The 15568-nt window shown below is 67.5% G+C and carries 13 protein-coding genes; 8 read left to right on the top strand and 5 right to left on the bottom strand.

The annotated features are described in order from the left end of the window. Positions 1 to 27 precede the first annotated feature (27 nt). The gene (locus tag BJ987_RS10140) at positions 28 to 441 is read right to left on the bottom strand and encodes a DUF3224 domain-containing protein (protein ID WP_209898141.1); all 414 of its coding nucleotides are present in this window, start codon (positions 439 to 441) and stop codon (positions 28 to 30) included. Positions 442 to 477: 36 nt separating this feature from the next. Between BJ987_RS10140 and BJ987_RS10135 the strand changes: the two genes are divergently transcribed. From BJ987_RS10135 to BJ987_RS10110, 6 genes are all read left to right on the top strand, one after another. Beyond that, positions 478 to 1206 carry an ATP-binding cassette domain-containing protein gene (locus tag BJ987_RS10135; RefSeq protein WP_307869887.1) on the top strand — a complete coding sequence of 243 codons (729 nt, stop codon included), beginning with the start codon at positions 478 to 480 and terminating at the stop codon, positions 1204 to 1206. A gap of 259 nt (positions 1207 to 1465) precedes the next feature. Continuing rightward, on the top strand, positions 1466 to 2599 hold the full coding sequence (locus tag BJ987_RS10130; RefSeq protein WP_209887325.1) for a TauD/TfdA family dioxygenase: 1134 nt from the start codon (positions 1466 to 1468) through the stop codon (positions 2597 to 2599). Next, complete coding sequence (locus BJ987_RS10125; RefSeq protein WP_209887322.1) at positions 2571 to 3581, top strand: ornithine cyclodeaminase family protein; 1011 nt, start codon at positions 2571 to 2573, stop codon at positions 3579 to 3581. Before BJ987_RS10130 ends, BJ987_RS10125 begins: the two co-directional genes overlap by 29 nt. Further along, entirely contained in the window at positions 3572 to 6985 is a 3414-nt protein-coding gene (locus BJ987_RS37985) for a type III PLP-dependent enzyme domain-containing protein (RefSeq protein ID WP_307869557.1), read from the top strand. The genes BJ987_RS10125 and BJ987_RS37985 overlap by 10 nt, the downstream gene beginning before the upstream one ends. Positions 6986 to 7035: 50 nt before the next feature. Continuing rightward, a complete protein-coding gene (locus tag BJ987_RS10115; protein ID WP_209887319.1) occupies positions 7036 to 8070 on the top strand; it encodes a PLP-dependent cysteine synthase family protein in 1035 nt (344 codons plus the stop codon). Between the two features lie 43 nt (positions 8071 to 8113). Continuing rightward, positions 8114 to 9514 (top strand): MATE family efflux transporter, encoded by a 1401-nt coding sequence (locus tag BJ987_RS10110; RefSeq protein ID WP_209898135.1) that lies wholly within the window; start codon positions 8114 to 8116, stop codon positions 9512 to 9514. 28 nt (positions 9515 to 9542) lie between these two features. Here BJ987_RS10110 and BJ987_RS10105 read toward each other — a convergent pair whose 3' ends face one another. Next, a complete protein-coding gene (locus BJ987_RS10105) occupies positions 9543 to 10394 on the bottom strand; it encodes an LLM class F420-dependent oxidoreductase (protein ID WP_209887316.1) in 852 nt (283 codons plus the stop codon). A gap of 146 nt (positions 10395 to 10540) precedes the next feature. Between BJ987_RS10105 and BJ987_RS10100 the strand changes: the two genes are divergently transcribed. Continuing rightward, positions 10541 to 11344, top strand: coding sequence for an enoyl-CoA hydratase (locus BJ987_RS10100; RefSeq protein WP_209887313.1), 804 nt, complete (start codon positions 10541 to 10543; stop codon positions 11342 to 11344). 2 nt (positions 11345 to 11346) lie between these two features. On the opposite strand, the gene BJ987_RS10095 is transcribed toward BJ987_RS10100, so the two are convergent. After that, entirely contained in the window at positions 11347 to 11922 is a 576-nt protein-coding gene (locus BJ987_RS10095) for a TerD family protein (protein WP_209887310.1), read from the bottom strand. A 71-nt stretch (positions 11923 to 11993) separates the two neighbouring features. Then, a complete protein-coding gene (locus BJ987_RS10090) occupies positions 11994 to 12491 on the bottom strand; it encodes a hypothetical protein (protein ID WP_209887307.1) in 498 nt (165 codons plus the stop codon). Between the two features lie 548 nt (positions 12492 to 13039). On the opposite strand from BJ987_RS10090, the gene BJ987_RS10085 reads away from it, so the two are divergent. Beyond that, positions 13040 to 14545 (top strand): stealth family protein, encoded by a 1506-nt coding sequence (locus BJ987_RS10085; protein ID WP_209887304.1) that lies wholly within the window; start codon positions 13040 to 13042, stop codon positions 14543 to 14545. On the opposite strand, the gene BJ987_RS10080 is transcribed toward BJ987_RS10085, so the two are convergent. Further along, positions 14451 to 15482 (bottom strand): phosphodiesterase, encoded by a 1032-nt coding sequence (locus BJ987_RS10080; RefSeq protein WP_245365890.1) that lies wholly within the window; start codon positions 15480 to 15482, stop codon positions 14451 to 14453. The two genes, BJ987_RS10085 and BJ987_RS10080, sit on opposite strands and share 95 nt — an antisense overlap. Positions 15483 to 15568 lie beyond the last annotated feature (86 nt).

The following is a 15568-nucleotide window of genomic DNA, read 5'->3' as shown; positions in this document are numbered from 1 at the left end:
GAGCTCGGCACGCCGCTACCGGAGGAGCTACGCGCCGGGAAGTTCGTAGTCGAACCAGATGTGGTGCCCGCCTTCGGCATCGACGCTCAACCCGCCGGTGCCGGTGATGCCGGTGAGCTCACCGGTGCCGCTGTTGGGGACGATGAGGAAGAACTCGTTCGTGCGATCGGTGCCGCCGGTGGTCGCCGAGTGGACGAAGTTGAAGCTGCCGGTGCGGCCGTCGAGGGTGCCCTCGAAGGATTCCATCGCGAGGTAGGTGCCCGCACCGGTGGACATATCGAAGGCGGAGGTGAACAAAGTCGCCGAGCGGCCGGTGAGTTCGCCGGCGAACTGCTTCTCCATCGTGGCGATGCCGACCGGAAGCGCGGTGCTGATCGGTGGGTCGGGCACGACGTCGGTCGGGACGAAGGCGGCGACGGAGAAGGTCCCAATGGCTTTCATGCGGCAGATCGTAATGGTGCGGACCGACAAAAAGCCGTGCTACGCGCTAGCAACATCACCGCGGAGATCTGTGGGCGACCCGTCCTGTCGGCGGTCGACTTCGAACTGGGCGCGGGCTCGGCGCTGGCGGTGGTAGGCGCGTCCGGGGCCGGGAAGACCACCCTGGCGCGGGTGATCGCGGGGCTGCATCGCACCGCGACCGGATCGCTGGAGCTCGGCGGTAGGCCCGTGCGCCTCGGCCGCGGCCGCCGAATCCGTTACGCGGGGAACGGAATCCAGCTGGTGACCCAGAATCCGCTGTCCGCGCTGAATCCGCGCCGAACCGTCGCCCAAACCCTGGCGCGCCCGCTGCGCCGCATCGGTGGCGTATCGAAAAGCGCTGTGCCGCAACGGATCACCGATCTACTCGAATCCGTCGACCTCGCACCGGAATTGGCGCGCCGCTATCCGCATCAACTATCCGGCGGGCAGCGCCAGCGGGTCGCGCTGGCGCGCGCCTTGGCGGCCGAACCCGCCGTGCTCGTCTGCGACGAGATCACCTCCGCGCTCGATCACGCGACCGCGTCGTCGATCATGCGCCTGCTGGATCGCATCCGCGCCGCGCGCGGCACCGCCCTGCTGGTGATCACCCACGACATGAGACTGGTGGCGGGGCACTGCGCCGGTGTCATCGTGCTGGATCAGGGCCGGATCGTCGAATCCGGCTTCGCCGCATCGATTCTCGCCGAACCGGCACACAGCGCAACCCGCGAGCTACTCGGTTAGCGCAAAGCTGTCCGTCCGCCGGTGCCAAGACTCCTGAACACCCGCGGGGACCGGCATCGTCCCTGCTCAACGGATTTCCACCCTCGACACGCGGCACTGCGTTGGACCGATAGCTACGCGACCCCTACGATTTCATGCGACTTCGCTATTTTTCCCGACTCGCTTAGGTAAGCCTTGCTTAAGGCGGCGCGAGGTACTAGCTTCGCAGTGCGACACGTCTTAACCCGCTTTTCGACTAATGCGAAGAAGGGACCTCCCGGTGAAAAGCGTTCTCTCCGAACGTAAAACGCTTCACCCACAGGACATCGAACGACGCGAGCTCCCGTCGGCGGACGGCCAGGCGGTGCGTGCGCTCGCCCGTGAGATCTGCACCACATTGGCCGCGCAGCCCGGCGGAGTCGGCCGGGCGCTGACCAACCCGGCGCTCGCCGGACATATCGATCGCTGGTCCACCGAATTGCCCGGCACCGTGCGCGAAGCCATGCGCGCACCCGCCACTAGCGCGGGCGCCACCATCGTCAGCAGTCTGCCGCTGTCCGACGACGAACTCGGGCCGACGCCGCACAGCTGGCGCGAGGCGGTGCGCTGGAGCGAACTGGACATCGTCATGTTGCTGCTGGCGCGTTGCGCCGGTGAGCCTTTCGGTTGGCAGGGCCAGCAGGACGGGCGGCTGGTGAACAACATCCTGCCCACGCCGGGGCACGAAGACGAGCAGTCCGGCGCGAGCAGCAAGGCGCTGCTGTCCCCGCACACCGAGGACGCGTTCCATCCGCAGCGCGCGAACCTGCTGATGCTGGGCTGCCTGCGCAACCCCGATCTGGTCGGCACCACGGTGTCCTCGGTGCGGCGGGTCGTACTCAGCGCGGACGAGCACCGGCTGCTCCGGACGCCCACGCTGCCGATCCTGCCGGACGTCTCCTACGGCACCGGACACGAGCGGCACACCGCGCCGCCCCTGCCCACCATTTGGTCCGAAACCCTGGACGGCACAGCGGATCTCACCCTTCGCTACGACCCCGCTTACACTCCGCTCGATGACGCCGGGCCGGAGTTCCGCGCGGCCTACGCGCATCTGACGGCCGAACTGGAACGGGTCTGCGTCACCGCCGCACTGCACCCCGGCGAGTTGCTGCTGGTGGACAACGACGTCGCCGTGCACGGCCGGGTGCCCTTCACCGCGCGGTACGACGGCACCGACCGGTGGCTCAAGCGCGTCAACATCCGCCTGCCCGAACGGCGGCGCCGGGCCGCGGAAGCCGACGAGAATGGGTACGGCCAGCGAATTGTCGCCCCGTTCGCTGGTGGTGCGCGGCCGGCGGAGTCGGCGCGAGCGGATGCGGTGGCGGGAGCAGGTTGGGACCGAGATGATCGAGGATCCGTTGAACACTCGTGATCGAGCGACGCCATTGCGCGTACTGAGCCGAACCGATCTGGCCGACGTACCGATCACGCCCGCCGATGTCGTGCGCGCGGTGGAGGACGCGTATCTGGCCTTTGCCGAGGGACTTTCGGACAATCCACGCAAACTCAGCGTGGCGAATCCGGACGGCTGGTCGGTGGCCTACGCGATGCTCGGCCGGGACGGCCGCCGCCGCGTCGTGGCGATGAAGACCTCCTACAAGTTCGACCCCGGCCACGACCGCAGCACCAAGCGCTACTACACCACCATCACCCTTTACGACGACACCACCGGTGCGCCGATCGCGATGATGGACTGCGCCCGCGTCGGCGCGCTGCGCACCCCGGCCGTGTCGGCGCTGCTGGTGCGCGAGACCATGCGCCGCGGCGCGGAGAGCGTGCTGCTCATCGGCACCGGCACCCAGGGCCGCAACGCCCTGCCGCATCTGCTCGCCGCGAACCCCGGGCTGCGCAAGTTGATGCTGTACGGCACACATCCGGAGGGCATCGACGCGGTGCACCGCCAACTGGCCGAACACCATCCGCACGCCCTGCTGGAAACCGTGACCGACGCGCGCGCGGCCGCCGCGCACGCCGACGTGGTGCTCGCGACCGCGGGCCCCGGCACCGAGGTCGCGCTCGAAGCCGCTGACGTGGCGCCGGGTTCCACCGTGGTCCTCGTCGGGTACGGGCTGGCCCCGTCCACCCTGATCGAGGCCGACCGCGTCGTCGCCACCAGCGCCGAGCAAATGCAGCTGACCGGCACCGACATGGCCGGGCCGGACGGGCGGCTGCGGACGGTGGACGCGGAACTGCCGCAAATATTGTCCCGCCGCGCCGTGGCGCGCCGCAGCGACGAAGAGAAGATCTTCGTCTACAACTCTGGACTCGTGCTCACCGATATCGCTGTCGCGCACGCCCTCGCCGAGCGTGCGATCGCCGAAGGACGCGGCACGGAGGTGCCCCTGTGGGATTAGACTCCACCGCCGAACTGACCATAGGCCTGTTCGATACCGACAATCTGGCGCTGTTCGACGTGGAATCCGACGCCCCCGCGAAGGCCGACCACGACCCGCGGATCCCCGGCCCGGCCCCCGACGGCCCCGCGGACCCCGACCCCCGATCCCCGGACCCCGATCCACGCGATCCGAGCCCCCCGGACCAGAACCCCCGCATCCCCGACCCCCCAGACCCCCACGTCCCCAACCCCGAACCCGACCCCCGCGTCGCCACCGAACCGACCACGGCCGACAGCAAGCCCGTCGATGCCCACCCCGGCCCCGGCGGCGCTCGCCCCGGGCGTAAGAAGTCGAAGTCCCGAAAGCGCACGCCGTCAACCACAACTGAAGCGGGCACCCCCGAGACAGTCGCCGACGAACTGACGGTTACCGATACGCAGCGCTGCGCGGCGACGGCCCTTGAATCGATCGAGTCCGGTTCCGGCACAGCGGAAGCGTTGGCGGCCGGTAACCCGGCAGCGTGCGAGGTCGAGGCGACTATCGCGGAACTGGCAAGCACCACAGCGGACGACACCGAAGCCGCAACCCACACACCAGGGGACGATAGCGAAGCCGAGTTGGTCGATGTGGCCCCAGCCGACGATCCGCTGAACGAATTCCGCTCGAGCGAAGTCGATCTCATTGCTGATGCGGGCTTCCCCGAAGAGATCTACGGCGAACTCGATGCGCGTCCGAGCGCGGTGGCCGCTGCCGAATCGACCGAGTTGGTCGACGCTCCCGCCGACGATCCGCTGGATGAATTCTCAACGGGCGGAACCACGCCCGAACTCGCAGCTGAAGCTGACTTTCCTGAAATGTTCTCCGACGAACTCGCAGTCATCGATGCACGATCGGAGGAGGTGACCGCTTCCGAGTCGATCGAGCTCGGCTCCGGCACCTCGGAAACTGTCGAGTCGGCGACCCTCGACTCGACCGGAGTCCAGAACGAGGCGACTCCCACCGAATCAGCAACCGGCACAACTGTGGTCGGGACCGACACAACCACCACCGAATCACTCGGCACGACGACCAACGCGCCTACCGCCGCGGTGTTCGGCGGGTCTGCCGATGATCCGCTGAACGAGTTCCGCAGCGGCGAAGTCACGCATGATCTCGCAACTGATACAGACATCGAGAACGAGGGTGAGCCGTGCATCGATGACATCACACCGGCCGAACTCGAAATGGATGGGACGGCTGGCGAATCGGTTTCGCAAACACTGATTCCGAGTGACGTTGACGCTGACCCGGCAGTGCAGCACTCGACCATGCCGGACGATATCGCGGCAGCTGTTCGCAATTCGGTCGAAGAGGACCCGATCGACGCCGACCACTCCGAGGGCGAGGGCGAAGTAGAGGCCCAGGCCGGGGACAGGACACCCGCGGACGCCGAGGCACAGGTCGGAGGCCCGAGCGAGTCGCCCGTCAACGCCGAGACCCAGTTCGCGAGCCACCCCGGGACCGCTCTCGACACCAAAACCCCGGACAACACCGAAGACGCCGCTCCCGTCGACACCGACACCAACCTCGCGAGCGAGACTAAGGGCGGGGACGACGCACCGGTCGATGCCGAAACCCAGGTCACGGGTGCGCAGAAAAACTCAATCGTCACCAACACTCACGTCACGGCCGACAGCAAGAGCCCCCTCGACACCGACACCCAGGCCACGGCCGACACGAAGACCTCCGTCGACACCAGCACCCAGGGCGACTCACCCCTGGCCGGTCCCTTCCTGGACGACATCCGCCGCACCGGCGCAGTCAAAGATGTCGCCCCACAGAAATCAGTTCCGGAACCTGCGGTCGACCCCCTGCGCCGAGAAGCGGCTGCCGCACAGCCTGTTTCATCGATGCGCGCCTCAGCCGAACCCCCGGCGCAGCGCGCCAGGTGGGATCGGAAACCCCGCCCGGATCTGGACAAGACCGAAGCGCCCGCGGTTCCTTTCGCCGATGCCTCCTCCGAGGTCGCCTGTTCCGACGAGGCTACGGATACGGAACCGTCCGCGTCGATCGATTCGGAAGCGACTGCCTCGGAAACTATTTCGGTGGACACCGTCGCTCTCCCCCTGCCCGCTCATCGTGACGAGTGGGAGCAGCGGGTCCTAGATGACCAGCACCTGCTGGAGGACATCGCCTTTGCGGTAGGTGGTCCGTTTCATCTGATGTATCCGCAGCGGGTCGCGCGCAATATCCAGGGTTTCCGTGATGTCTTCGTGGACGCGGGTGTCGACGGCGCGATCTACTACGGCAAGAAGGCGAACAAGGCCGGTTGTGTCGCGCGGGCCTGTGCCGAAAACGGCACCGGCGTCGATGTTTCCAGTGTCGGGGAGTTGACTGCCGCGCTGGCGCAGGGTGTGCGGGGCAATGAGCTCATGGTGACCGGGCCGGCCAAGTCGGATGATCTGCTGTGGCTGGCGGTGCGGCACGGGGCGTTGATCGCGCTGGACGCGTTGGACGAGTTGCGGCGGTTGGAACGGATCGCCTCGGCGGCGACGCCGGCGCGGGTGCTGCTGCGGGTGCTGCCGGCTGGTTCGGCGAGCCGGTTCGGACTGTCCGATAGCGAGATCGGCGCGGCGATGTCGGTGATCGGTGCGGCGGGGCCGGCCGGGCTGGAGCCGATTCAGTTGGAGGGCTTCAGTTTTCACCTCTCGGGGTATGACGCTGCCGCCCGGGCCGGACAGGCCGAGGAGCTCATCGATCACTGCCTCGCGGCACGGAAACTCGGCCACCCGGTCACCACCATCTCGATCGGTGGTGGATTCGGCGTGGATTACGTACCCGAGCAGGCCTGGACCGAATTCACGGCGGGCGTGAACAGCGAGTGGTTCCACGCCGGTAAGAACTTCGACTCGTTCTATCCGTACCATTTCCCGGCACCGGGACCCGCCATGCTGTCGGCGGTGCTGGAGCAGCGTCGTTTGGGAGAGCGGTTGCGCGACAACGATATCCGGCTGGCCATCGAACCGGGCCGGGCACTGCTGGACAATGCGGGCAGCACCGTGTTCCGCGTGCAGGGCGGCAAGACCCGGTTCGCGCACGGCCGGCCGTACCAAGTGCTGACCGTGGACGGAACCAGCCTCAGCCTGTCCGAGCAGTGGTTCGACAGCGAGTTCCTGCCGGATCCGGTGCTGTGGCCACACCGGCCGGGCACCCCGACACCGGCCGCCGTCGGCGCAGCCACCTGCCTCGAATCCGACATGCTCAGCTGGCGGCGTATCCCGCTGCCCCGGCACGCCGAGGTGGGCGACCTGCTCATTTACCCGAATACCGCCGGTTACCAAATGGATTCGAACGAATCCGCTTTCCACGACCTGCCGATTCCACCGAAGATCGTGCTGCACGACGCGCCCGGCGAGCGCGTCCGCTGGACGTTCGACTCCTAGTTACCCCGGTTCCACCGCACCACCCGCAGACCCTTGATGAGGAGACACCCATGCCGCTCGTCACGCGCGTGACGGATCTGATCGGCCGCACCCCGCTGTTCGAACTGGCCCGTACCGACACCGGCACCCGGCTGCTGCTGAAACTGGAGCAGTTCAATCCGACGGGCGCGGCCAAGATCCGGATGGCGCGCGCCATGGTCGACGATGCCGAGCGGCGCGGTTTGCTGCCCGATGGCGGGCATATCATCGAGTCGACGTCCGGGAACACCGGGCTCGGCCTTGCGGTAGTTGCTGCCGAACGTGGGTATCGCTTTACCGCAGTGGTCGATCATCACGCGTGTAAGGACAAGTTGCGAGCGATGCGAGCGATGGGTGCGGAACTGGTGTTCGTCGCCGACGAGGGTGATGACAACCTGGCCACCTCGGCCCGGGAAGACCTGGCCGAGGCGATGGCGGCCGGGCTGCCGGACGCCTATTTCACCGAACAGCACAACAATGACGCCAACGCGGTCGGCTACTACCCCGTGGCCGAGGAATTGCTGGCAGACGTGCCGCGGGTCGACATCCTGCTCTCCGCGGTGGGCACCGGCGGTTCGCTGTTCGGCACCGCGACCCGGTTACGTCAGCTCGGCTGCACCCCGCATGTGATCGGTGTGGAACCGGTCGGCTCGATCGCGTTCGGTGGACCGGGCGGGCCGTACTGGCAGTCGGGCACCGGCACGCCGCCGGGCGCGACCATCGGTACCGCCGTCGACTATTCGCTGCTGGACGAGGGCGTCAAGGTGTCGGACGTGGCCGCCTTCGCCACCGCTCGGGCGGTCGCAGCGAAGCTGGGCCTGATGATCGGCGGCTCCGCGGGCGGTTCGGTGCACGCCGGGCTCACCCGCCTGGCGGAGTTCCCGCCCGGCTCGACCGTGGTCACCATCGTCTGCGATGGCGGCGAGAAATACCTGGACACAGTCTTCGACGACGACTGGATGAAGGAGCGCGATCTGCTCGACACCGCCGCCGAACGCGAGGTGCTGGAACTGCTGGACCGTTACGCACCCGCCCACCGCACCGATCAACTGGTGAATGCCCGATGAGGATCGGTCGGAGCAGCGGGTACGGAGCGGAGGGGGCGTGGTGATGCTGTCGCAGTACCGCGCCGACTCCAAGCGCCTCACCGCGCTGGCCACGCCGATCGCGCTCACCCAGCTGGCCCAGATCGCCGTATCGACGACGAACATCGCGTTGATGGGCACGCTCGGGGTGCGTCAGGTCGCGGCCGGCGGGTTGGCGCTGGTGCTGTTCAACCAGATTCGCACCATGTGCGTCGGGTTGATCACCGGCACGGGCAACCGGATCGCCGCCGAGGTCAGCGCCGCGGGTAAGAACGGCCACACGGCCGACCGCGCGGTGCGTGATGTGGTGCGGTCCAGTTTTCTGATCGCCACCATCGCGGGCATTCTCGGCGGCGTGCTGCTGATCGGTCTCGGCTGGTCGCTGCACTGGCTCGGGCAGGATGCGGGCGTTCTGGCCGATGCGCGTCCGCTGATGGTGGCGCTCGCGCCGGGTCTGCTGCCCTGCCTGTGGTTCCAGGTGCTGCGGCAGTACACCGTCGGGATGCAGCGTCCGCAAGCGCTCTTGATGGTGACGCTCGGGTCGGTCGCCCTGAATCTCGTTCTGGCCCTGGTCTTCATCCACGGGTGGGCCGGACTGCCCGCGCTCGGCCTCACCGGTGTCGGTGTGGCCACCTCGCTGGTCTATCTGATCACCTTCGGCGTCTTCTGGGCGATGGTGCGCTACGACGACGAGTTGGGCGACACCCTCGCGGTCCGCCCGTGGCCGGTGCATTGGCCGACGGTCCGCGACGAATTGAAGCTCGGCACGCCGATCGCGCTGACCTACGGCTCCGAGGCGGGCATGTTCTCGGTGCTGGCACTGGTGATGGGCAGTATCGGTCCGGGCGCGCTGGCCGCGCACAATGTCGTCTACCAGATCATCTACATCGTCTTCCAGGTGGCGATCGGCCTGTCCCACGGTGCGTCGATCCTGGTGAGCACGGCCGTGGCGCGCGCGGAGTACCCGCACGCGAAAGCCATCGCCTGGCTGGCGCTGCGGCACGCGGCGGTCGTCGCGGCGGTCACCGGCGCCGCCTACATCTTGATCCCGAATCTGGTGCTGCGGCCGTTCCTGGAGCCGGGTGACACCCACACCCTGGATATCGCCCGCACCCTGCTGTTGATCGGCATCATCCTGCAGTTCTTCGACGCGGCCCAGAACATCGGCACCGGCCTGCTGCGCGGCCTCGGCGCGACCAACGCCGGGTTCCGGCTCTCGCTGATCGGCTATTGGATGGTGGGCCTGCCGAGCGCGCTGCTGTTCGCCTACCCGCTGCACCTCGGATCGGCGGGCGTCTGGTGGGGCCTCACCGCGGGCCTGGCCACGACCGCCGTGCTCATGCTGCGCCGCTACTTCTCGCTGCTCGAGGCCAAACAACCGGCCCGGCCCGAGCTGATCCGCGAAACGCTGCCCAGCCCGAGCTGATTCCGCGGCGCTCGGCAGCCGAGCGACGTCAGGACAGGAAGCGCGCGGCGAACCGCGAGAGTTCGTCGCGCTGCTCGGCCGGGTCCATCGAGGTGGCGCTCACGACGATGCGCGTGACGCCCTGCGCGGCGAACGCTTCGAGTCGCTCGTCGGTCAGATCGATGCCACTCCAACGGGTGTATTCCAGTGTGTCCGGGTCGCGCCCGGCCGCTTTCGCGGTAGCGCGCGCCAGCTCCCATTGCACGCCGCGTTCCTGCGGCAGCAGCGCGCCGCCCGCGAAGTAGCCGTCGCCGCGCAGACCCACCCGGCGGGCGGCCGCGTTACTCGACCCGCCGACGTGGATCGGCAATGTCGTGGCCTCGTACGGTTTCGGAAACTGTACGAGGTCCTCGAAGTCGAAGAATTCGCCGTGGAAGGAGACACCCTCCTCCCCACCGGCCCACAGCAGGCGCAGCACGTCGATGGCCTCGTCGGTACGGCGGCCCCGGGCCCGGAAGTCGACGCCGGCGGCTTCCGCTTCCTTGGGCAGGACGCCCAATCCGACGGTCAGCAACCGCATCCGCCCCTTGGACAGCACATCGATGGTGGCCAACTGCTTGGCCAGCACAACGGGATGCCGATACGGCAGCAACAGCACTCCGGTGCCCAGCAGGATCCGCTCGGTCGCCGCCGCGATGAAGGCGAGGGTATCGAGCGGGTCGAGGAAGGGCAGCGACGGCGCGATGTCCATACCGTGCAATTGCGCGCCCGGCCACAGCACCAGATGTTCGGGGAGGTAGAAGCCCTCGAATCCACACGCTTCGGCGTGGCGCGCGTGGTCGACGATCCGGTCCGGATCGACACCGAAATGCGTGGGGCTGTAACTGACCGAAAACTTCATGCCCGGGTTTCCTCCTTCGAGCGACACCTGCCACAGGGCGAAACCCACTGCGGGACCGTGGAATTCCCAGGGTCGGCGGCGAATCCACCCGCACTGAGCGATCTCCCGCGTAGGTTCTAGAACAGGTTTCAGTTCTGGAGGTGCACATGTCGTTCGTGATTGTCGAGAAACCGCGCCCGCAGATCGCGCTGATCACCCTCAATCGACCGGAGCGGATGAACGCCATGGCGTTCGACGTGATGGTGCCGCTGCGCGAGACGCTGCAGGCGGTCGCCGCGGACAATGACGTGCGCGCGGTCGTATTGACGGGGGCCGGGGAGGGCTTCTGCTCCGGGGCGGATCTGCAACACTCCGGCGCCATCCCGGGCGTCGCCGGGCTGACCCGCACCAGCATCGCGCGCCGGTCCATGGACCTGTTCAACGACGTCATGCTGGCCCTGCGGCGCATGCACCAGCCGGTGATCGCGGCCGTCAACGGCGCGGCCATCGGCGGCGGCTTCTGCCTCAGCGTCGGCGCGGACATCCGAATCGCCGCCGAGCGCGCCTACTTTCGCGCCGCGGGCATCAACAACGGCCTGACCTCGGCCGAGCTCGGTTTCAGCTACCTGCTGCCCCGCGCCATCGGCTCCTCCCGCGCCTTCGAGATCATGCTCTCCGGACGTGATGTCGACGCCGCCGAAGCCGAGCGGATCGGTCTGGTCTCCCGGGTGGTCCCCGGCGACGAACTCCTGGAGACCGGCTACGACCTCGCCGAGCAGATCCTGCGCTACAGCCGCGTCGGCACCGAGCTCACCAAGCGCATGCTGTGGAGCGGGATGGAGGCGGGCAGCTTCGAGTCACACATGCAGCACGAGGGCATGGCGCAGATCTACGTCCGCCTCACTACCGACAACTTCGACGAAGCCATGCGCGCCCGCAAGGACCGCCGTCCACCGGTCTACGAGGACTGAGCTCAGACGTTGACGCCGTAGTCGCGGGCGATACCGGCGAGGCCGGAGGCGTAGCCCTGGCCGATGGCGCGGAACTTCCATTCGCCGCCGTGCCGGTAGAGCTCGCCGAAGACCATCGCCGTCTCGGTGGACGCGTCCTCCGAGAGGTCGTAGCGGGCCAGTTCGGAGCCGTTGCTGCGGTCGACGACGCGAATGAAGGCGTTGCGGATCTGGCCGAACGACTGACCGCGAGCTTCGGCGTCGTGGATGGAGACCGGGAAGAAGATGTTGGTGATCGTCGGCGGTACCGCGGAGAGGTTGACGTTGATCACCTCGTCGTCGCCTTCGCCCTCACCGGTGAGGTTGTCGCCGGTGTGTTCGATGCTGCCGTCGGGCGTTTTCAGATTGTTGTAGAAGATGAAGTGCTGATCGGACAACACCTTCAGATTCGGTCCGGTGGCGAGGGCGCTGGCATCGAGGTCGTAGTCGGCCCCGGTGGTGGTGCGCACATCCCAGCCGAGACCCACCGCGACGTTGGTGAGGTTCGGCGCCTGCTTCGACAGTGAAACATTGCCGCCTTTGGCGAGTGTGACGGACATGATCCCCTTCCATTCGGCGCATCCGCGCCGCCTTCCACCTGATTATTACCGTTGTCCCGCGGTTTGTCGGCTCAGTTCCGAGTGTCCGCCCATTGACGCAAGGTGGCCACCCGGCCCTCGAGGGCGGTCAATTCGCTCTCGTCCAGCACGTTGCGCTGAATCCCTTGGGCCACAGCGAAAGCGGATTGGCGATGGTCGTCGATCACCTCGACGTCGAGCTGGACCGCCACATAGTCCGCCGCCCCCGGCATCTCCTCGGCGATCACCTTCGCCTTGCCGCGCGCGCACAGCGCCACATTGCCGCCGCCCAGGATCAGCAGGGCGATATCGGGCCGCTCGCGCAGGCGCGCCAGCGAACCGCGGTCGAACTTGAGACTGAGCAGGATGCGGCGATCACCGGCTCGTACCGGCCAGGACACGGGGATCGCGTGCGGTGCGGGATCGGTGGTCACCAGCACCGCGATGGTGTCTCTCGGCCAATCGGGTAAGACGTCGAGCTCGGGGTGTTCCATGGCCGACCCGTCCGTCGAGCGCTCTTGACGTTGCGCCGGAGTCGCTCCTGCTGCCATCTTCGTCACCTCACGAAATCGTTGCTCGGGGTCGTACTGCAGCCAGTCTAAAGCGCTGCGGCCCTTGCTCGCTGGTCTGCCTGATCTTTCGGCGAGGTGCCCTGACCAGGGAAGCCTTGCCTATTCCCGGACGAGCGGGTTGTGTCCGGGACAGCACATTGACGGACGGGCAAACTGGGGGCATCATTTGTAGCAACCCTGTGTTCACCAGGAATTCTTCTTTTTTGCCGGCCGATGATTGTCCGGCCCTGCGTGCGCTGCCGCCACGCTCGGCCGCCTGCCGTGCGCTGGAGCAGCACACGCCCATGACGCCTCGGCGTCCAGTGCTCGAGTGAGGTGAGAACGACATGGTCAACCTGCCGTCCAAATACCGGCCCAATGATGCGTTCCTGCCTTACGGCACTGTTCCGCATCCCTGACTTCGACCGCGCCGGACACGACCGCCCGGAACCGACACCACGGTGTCGGCAGGGCCGTCGTCCGATGTTCCGGCGCGGTGCCCCGGGGGGGAGTCATGGCGATCGATACGTATGGAGGGAGTTACACCGATGATGGATATGGGAGCAAACCCGGGAATGCTGGCCGGAGCTGCGCTGACGGCCGGAAACCTGATGGTTTCGGAGGCGATGATCGAGGACCTGGCATACCTGCGGTCCGAACTGGCGGCGGCCGAGGTGCCGTTCCTGCTGATCCGCGACAGCGGGCACCGGCTCGCCCTGGCCACCGACGCCGCGCATCACGCCATGGTGCGGCGGGTGACCGCGAACGCCGTGGCCGCCGGCTTCGCCTGTATCGAACTGGCCCACAATGTCTTCCGCATCGGCCGCGACCACGATCCGGCCCACCACGTCGAGCTGGAACTGTGGGAGTACCACGGCGACACCGTCGAATGCCCGCGCCCCAACGCGCTGACCCGCGCCGTCTTCGACCTCGCCGACGTGGATTACACGCAGGTGCGCCTGTTCGACCGGGTGTGGCCGACGCTGGACGGTATGTTCGCGCCGCAGCCGACCGATGTCGGCTTCGATATCGACATCGTGTTCTCCTGGGTGGACGGCACCGACCCGGAGTTCCGGGCGCGGCGGGCGGGCATGCTGGCCCAGGTGGTGGTCGGCGAGGGTGACGATGCCGACGCCCGCATCCGCCAGATCGATGAACTGAAATACGCGCTGCGCGCGGTATACAAGAACGCGCCGTGGATCCGGCGTATCTTCATCGCGACGGATTCCGCTGTGCCGGAATGGCTTTCGGACCACCCCAAGGTCACCGTGGTACGCGCGCTGGACCACTTCAGCGATACCAGCGGGCTGCCGATCTTCAATTCACATGCGGTCGAATGCCAGTTGCAGCACATCGACGGCTTGTCCGAGCACTTCCTGTATTCCAACGACGACATGTTCTTCGCCCGGCCGGTGCGTCCGTCGATGTTCTTCACCCCCGCGGGCATCAGCCGGTTCATCGAGGCCGACACCCGGATCGGTCCGGGCCGCAACCATGAGCGCCGCAGCGGGTTCGAGAACGCGGCCCGGCGCAATCGCGCGCTGCTGGCCGAGCGGTTCGGTCATGTCATCACACGGCATCTGGAACACACCCCGGTCCCGTTGCGCCGCAGCGTATTACACGAGATGGAGGCGACGTTCGAGGCCGACTTCGCGCGTACCCGGACCAGCCGGTTCCGCGCCGCCACCGACATCTCCGTCACCAACTCGCTGTACCACTACTACGCGCTGCTCACCGGGCGCGCGGTGCCGCAGGAAATGGCGCGCGTGCGCTATGTGGACACCACCAGCCGTGGCGGCCTGGAACTGCTCGACGGGCTGGAACGGGATCGCGACGTCGACTTCTTCTGCCTCAACGACGGCAGCTTCCCCGAGATCTCCGAAGCCGAGCGGACACAGCGTGTTTCGGAATTCCTGGCGAATTACTTCCCCGATCCGGCGCCCTGGGAACGCCGGGGGCTCAGTGCACCGATTCGCCGTCCGATTCCTCGGGCGATGACAACCGATCCAGTGGGTGGGCCGGTTCAGGCTCAGCCGGCTGCGGGCGCCGCATGAACAACGGGATCCGGGCCGCGGGCGGGATGACGATGCCCGCCTCGGCCAGCCGCGCCGCCGCCTGCTCCGGCGTCGCCGGAGCGCCGACGGTGCTGCCCTTCTCGATCGGAACGACCGAGTGGACGATGGTTTCCGGGTAGACGTGCACCAGGTTGAACGCCTGCGCCCCGTCGCGGCCGCGCTGGCCACCGTCGGACACTCCGAGATCCTGGGTGTAGCAGGTGGCCGACGCGACCGACACGGGGATGCCCGCGAAGGTCGCGGAGGTGGAGTAATGCAGGTGCCCGGCCAGGATCGCGCGCACGTCGCTACCGTCCAGCACATCGGCGAGGCGGCGCTGCTCGCGTAGTTCCACCGTCACCGCCAGATCCATCACGCACGGGACCGGCGGATGGTGCATGGCCAGGATGGTGCCGAAGGGGGCGGGCTCGGACAGCACCGAGCGCAGCCAAGCCAGCTGCTCGTCGGAGATCTCGCCGTAGTGGTGACCGGGCACCGAGGTGTCCAGAGCGATGACGCGCAACCCGTCGATCATGTGCACCCGGTCCAGCGGGGCGGCCGACGGGCGCTCGTGCAGCAGCTTGCGGCGCAGAGTGCCGCGGTCGTCGTGATTGCCCTGCACCCACACGATCGGCGCGCCGACGTGCCGCGCGAACGGTTCCACGATCGCCCGCAGCTTGTCGTAGGCGGCGGGCTCGCCCTTGTCGGTGAGATCGCCGGTGAACACGAGGGCGGTCGGGCGGATATGCGTGGCCGCCGCCTGCTCGACGACTTCGCGGAGGCGTTGTTCGGCGTCGACAGCGCCGTAGAGTTCGCCGTCGCCGGCGATCAGATGAGTGTCGCTGAAATGGAACAACACGTGGTTCGGTCGCGGGTGCTCCGCGACTCTGCTGATGCGCACCGGACCGAGGTCCCTCCCGGCGGGTTTGCCCGCCATTGGCTTCGGGTTCCACCGCCAGAATAGCGAAGGCCCGTTTACAGGATTCCCGGCGCACGGTGACGACACTCTTGCGAGTAGGTGAG

The sequence above is a fragment of the Nocardia goodfellowii genome (genome assembly GCF_017875645.1).
GTDB classification, from domain to species: domain Bacteria; phylum Actinomycetota; class Actinomycetes; order Mycobacteriales; family Mycobacteriaceae; genus Nocardia; species Nocardia goodfellowii.
This window is presented reverse-complemented; position numbering and strand designations above follow the sequence as displayed.